Source organism: Halorubrum sp. AJ67, from assembly GCF_000513435.1.
Window position 1 is genome coordinate 78476 of sequence record NZ_CBVY010000005.1, and the last position, 4145, is coordinate 82620.

2 protein-coding genes are annotated in these 4145 nt (G+C 67.0%); both read left to right on the top strand.

What is annotated here, in order from left to right:
- The first annotated feature begins 85 nt into the window (after positions 1 to 85).
- The gene (smc, locus tag BN903_RS06625) at positions 86 to 3679 is read left to right on the top strand and encodes a chromosome segregation protein SMC (RefSeq protein ID WP_048076991.1); all 3594 of its coding nucleotides are present in this window, start codon (positions 86 to 88) and stop codon (positions 3677 to 3679) included.
- On the top strand, positions 3672 to 4145 hold a 474-nt coding region (locus tag BN903_RS06630; protein ID WP_048076992.1), incomplete at its 3' end, for a segregation/condensation protein A. The genes smc and BN903_RS06630, both read left to right, overlap by 8 nt.

Consider the following 4145-nt stretch of genomic DNA (forward strand, 5'->3'; position numbering starts at 1 on the left):
GGGCGAAGCGGCCGACGGCGACGACGACGGCGAGTCGAGCGAGGGCGACGACATCATCGTCGCGTAAGCGGTCGCCTCCGACCACATGCACATTACTGAAGTCGTTCTGGACGGGTTCAAGAGCTTCGGGCGGACGACGAGGATCCCCTTCTACGAGGACTTCACGGTCGTCACCGGCCCGAACGGCTCCGGGAAGTCGAACATCATCGACGGGGTGTTGTTCGCGCTCGGGCTGGCGCGCACCCGCGGGATCCGCGCGAAGAAGCTCACCGACCTCATCTACAACCCCGGCCACGACGACGGCGAGGAGTCCGGCGGGCCGAAGGAGGCGTCCGTCACCGTCGTGCTCTCCAACGAGGACGGCGCGCTCGACCGGTCGCAGGTCGTCTCCGCGGCCGGCACCGAGAACGTCGGCGACGTCTCGGAGATCACGATCAAACGCCGCGTGAAGGAGACGGAGGACAATTACTACTCGTACTACTACCTCAACGGCCGGTCGGTGAACCTCTCGGACGTTCAGGACCTGCTCGCGGCGGCGGGCGTGACGCCGGAGGGGTACAACGTGGTGATGCAGGGCGACGTCACCGAGATCATCAACATGACGCCCTACCAGCGGCGGGGGATCGTCGACGAGATCGCTGGCGTCGCCGAGTTCGACGAGAAGAAGGAGGCCGCCTACGAGGAGCTGGACACCGTCGAAGACCGGATCGGCGAGGCGGACCTCCGCATCGGCGAGAAGGAGGAGCGGCTCGACCAGCTCGCCGACGAGCGCGAGACCGCCCTCCAGTATCAGGACCTCCGCGACGAGCTGGAGGAGTACCGCGGGTTTCGCAAGGCCTCCGAGCTGGAGGAGAAACGCGAGACGCTCGCGACCGTCGCGGACGACGTCGAGGAGGCGGAGGCGGAGCTCGACGAGCTCCGAGCCGAACTCGACGCCAGACAGGGGAAGCTCACCCGCTTGGAGGAGGACTTAGCGGACCTCAACCACGAGATCGAGACGAAAGGCGAGGACGAACAGATCGAGATCCGGTCGGAGATCGAGTCGATCAAAGGCGAGATCTCGCGGCTCGAAGACAAGATCGAGTCGGCCGAGTCGCGCGCGGAGTCGGCCGAAAACGACCGCAGACAGGCGTTCGTCCAGATCGACCGCAAGGAGGAGACGATCGAGGAGCTGGACGACGATATTCGCGAGACGAAAGTCGAGAAGGCCTCGGTAAAATCGGAGCTGGCGACGAAGCGCTCGGAGCTCGCCGACGTGGAGGCCGAAATCGAGGGCGCGGACACCGAGTTCGACGAGCTGAAGGCCGACCTCTCGGAGAAGAAGGAGTCGATCGAGTCGCTGCGCGAGGAGAAAAACGAGACGCAACGCGAGAAGGACCGGCTGCTCGACGAGGCTCGCCGCCGCTCGAACGCGGTGAGCGAGGCCCGCGAGGAGCTGGAGGAGGCCCGCGAGTCGCTCCCGGAGCACAAAGCGCGCATCTCCGAGCTGAAAAGCGAGCTGGACAAAGCCGAGAAGAACGAGGCGACCATCGAGGACGCCGTCGCGGACCTGTTCGCGGAGAAGGCGGAGAGCGAGGAGCGCTTAGAGGAGATCGAGTCGACCCTCCGCGAGAAGCAAAACGAGTACGCCAAGCTGGAGGCGGCCGCCGACCAGCGCGGCGACGCCTCGTGGCCCCGGGCGGTCACCGAGGTGAAGAACGGCGGCATCGACGGCGTTCACGGTGCCGTCGGCGAACTGGGGTCGGTCTCGGCCGAGTACGCCGAGGCCTGCGAGACCGCCGCGGGCGGTCGGCTCGCGAACGTCGTCGTCGACGACGACGGCGTCGGCTCGACCTGTATCGACTACCTGAAACAGCGCAACGCGGGGCGGGCGACGTTCCTCCCTATCACGAAGATGGACGACCGGAGCCTGCCGCGGAAGCCCTCGCTGCCGGGCGTCGTCGACTTCGCGCGGAACCTCGTCGACTACGACGCCGAGTACGAGTCGATCTTCTCGTACGTGCTCGGCTCGACGCTCGTCGTCGAGGACATGTCGACCGCCCGCGAGCTGATGGGCGACTTCCGGATGGTGACCCTCGACGGCGACCTCGTCGAGAAGTCGGGCGCGATGACCGGGGGGTCCGGCGGCGGCTCCCGCTACTCGTTCACGAAGTCCGGCGGCGGGAAGCTCGAACGGCTCGCGACGGAGATCTCCGACCTCGAAGACGAGCGCCGGTCGGTCCAGTCGGAGATCGACGCGCTCGACGACGACATCGAGGACGCCCGCGACCGCAAGGCGGACGCGGCCGAGCGCGTCCGGTCGCTGGAGGCGGACGTCGAGCGCGCCGAAGACGACCTCGCGGAGGCCGAAGCGCGGATCGAGGAGCTGGAGGCGGAACTGGAGGAACTGGAGGCGGAACGCGAGTCCGTCGACGCGGAGATGACCTCGTTGGACGAGGAGCTGACGGAGATCGACGGCGAGATCGACGGAATCGCGGCCGAGATAGACGAGATCGAAGCGGAACTCGCCGACTCGAAGATCCCCGAACTCTCCGAACAGGCCGACGAGATCCGCGCCGAGATCGGCGAGTTGGAAGACCGGATGGACTCGCTCGACGGCCGGATCAACGAGCTGGAGCTGGAGAAGGGGTACGCCGAGGACGCGCTCGACGACCTCCACGACGACGTCGAGGAGGCACAGAACGCGAAGGCCGAGGCGGAGGAGGCGATCGCGGACCACGAGGCCGCCATCGAGGAGAAGCAGGCGGAACTCGACGAAAAGAAGGAGGCGATCGCCGACCTCGAAGAAGAGCTCACGGAGCTGAAAGCGGAGCGCGAAGACCTCCGCGAGGAGATCCGCGAGGCGACGCAGGCGCGCGACGAGCAGCGGTCGCTCGTTTCGGAAGCGGAGTCGGAGCTGTCAGACCTGACCGACCGCCGCGACCGCTTGGAGTGGGAGATAGACGAACTGGAATCGCAGGTCGGCGACTACGACGCCGCGGAGATCCCCGACCTCGACGAGGTGGAGTCGCGGATCGAGGAGTTGGAGGCGGAGATGGAGGCGTTAGAGCCGGTGAACATGCTCGCGATCGACGAGTACGAGGAGGTCGAGGAGGCGCTCGACGAGCTGCAAGAGCGCCGGGACGTCCTCATCGAGGAGCGCGACGCCATCGAGGAGCGCATCGAGGGGTACGAGGCGGCGAAGAAGGAGACGTTCATGGAGACGTTCGAGTCGATAAACGACCACTTCGAGGACATCTTCGCCCGGCTCTCGGCCGGGTCCGGCGAGCTCGTCTTGGAGAACCCGGAGGACCCGTTCGAGGAGGGGCTGACGATGAAGGCGCAGCCGGCTGACAAGCCGGTCCAGCGGCTCGACGCGATGAGCGGCGGCGAGAAGTCGCTCACCGCACTCTCCTTTATATTCGCCGTCCAGCGTCACAACCCCGCGCCGTTCTACGCGCTCGACGAGATCGACGCGTTCCTCGACGCGGTCAACGCCGAGCGCGTCGGCGAGATGATAGAGGAGCTGGCCGAGGAGGCGCAGTTCGTCGTCGTCGGCCACCGCTCGGCGCTGTTGGAGCGCTCCGACCGCGCTATCGGCGTCACGATGCAGGGCGACAACCTCTCGGCGGTGACCGGGATGCAGTTCGGCGACGACGCCGACGAGGGGGAGGAAAGCGAGGTGAGCGCCGATGACTGAGGACGGTGTCCCCGACCTCGACCTGACGAGCGAGCGCGACGGGGCCGACCCGTTCGCCGACGAGTCGTCTGACGACGGCCCGTCCGGCGACAAGATGTCCGGTAACGAGGGGTCAAATCCGGGCGACGACCCTGCTCCCGGCCCTGACGTGGCCGGCGTGTCGCCGCCGGACGAGACCGACGACGACGAGGTAGAGCCCGTCGAACTCCTCGTCCAACTCGCCGAGGAGGGCGAGATCGAGCCGTGGGACATCGACATCGTCCAGGTGACGGACGCCTTCTTGGAGAAGCTCGACGAGACGGACCTCCGGACCACCGGGCGGGCGCTGTTTTACGCCAGCGTCCTGTTACGGATGAAAAGCGACGGCATGCTGGCCGACGACGACGAAGACGAGGAGCCGGAACCGGAGCCGTGGAAGGTCGCGATGGAGGGCGGCGCGCCCGACCCCGCCGACGGCGACTTCGAC

Bases quoted from the DNA above. Each gene is read 5' to 3' on its own strand.
- smc (WP_048076991.1), top strand. From the start codon at position 86: ATGCACATTACTGAAGTCGTTCTGGACGGGTTCAAGAGCTTCGGGCGG.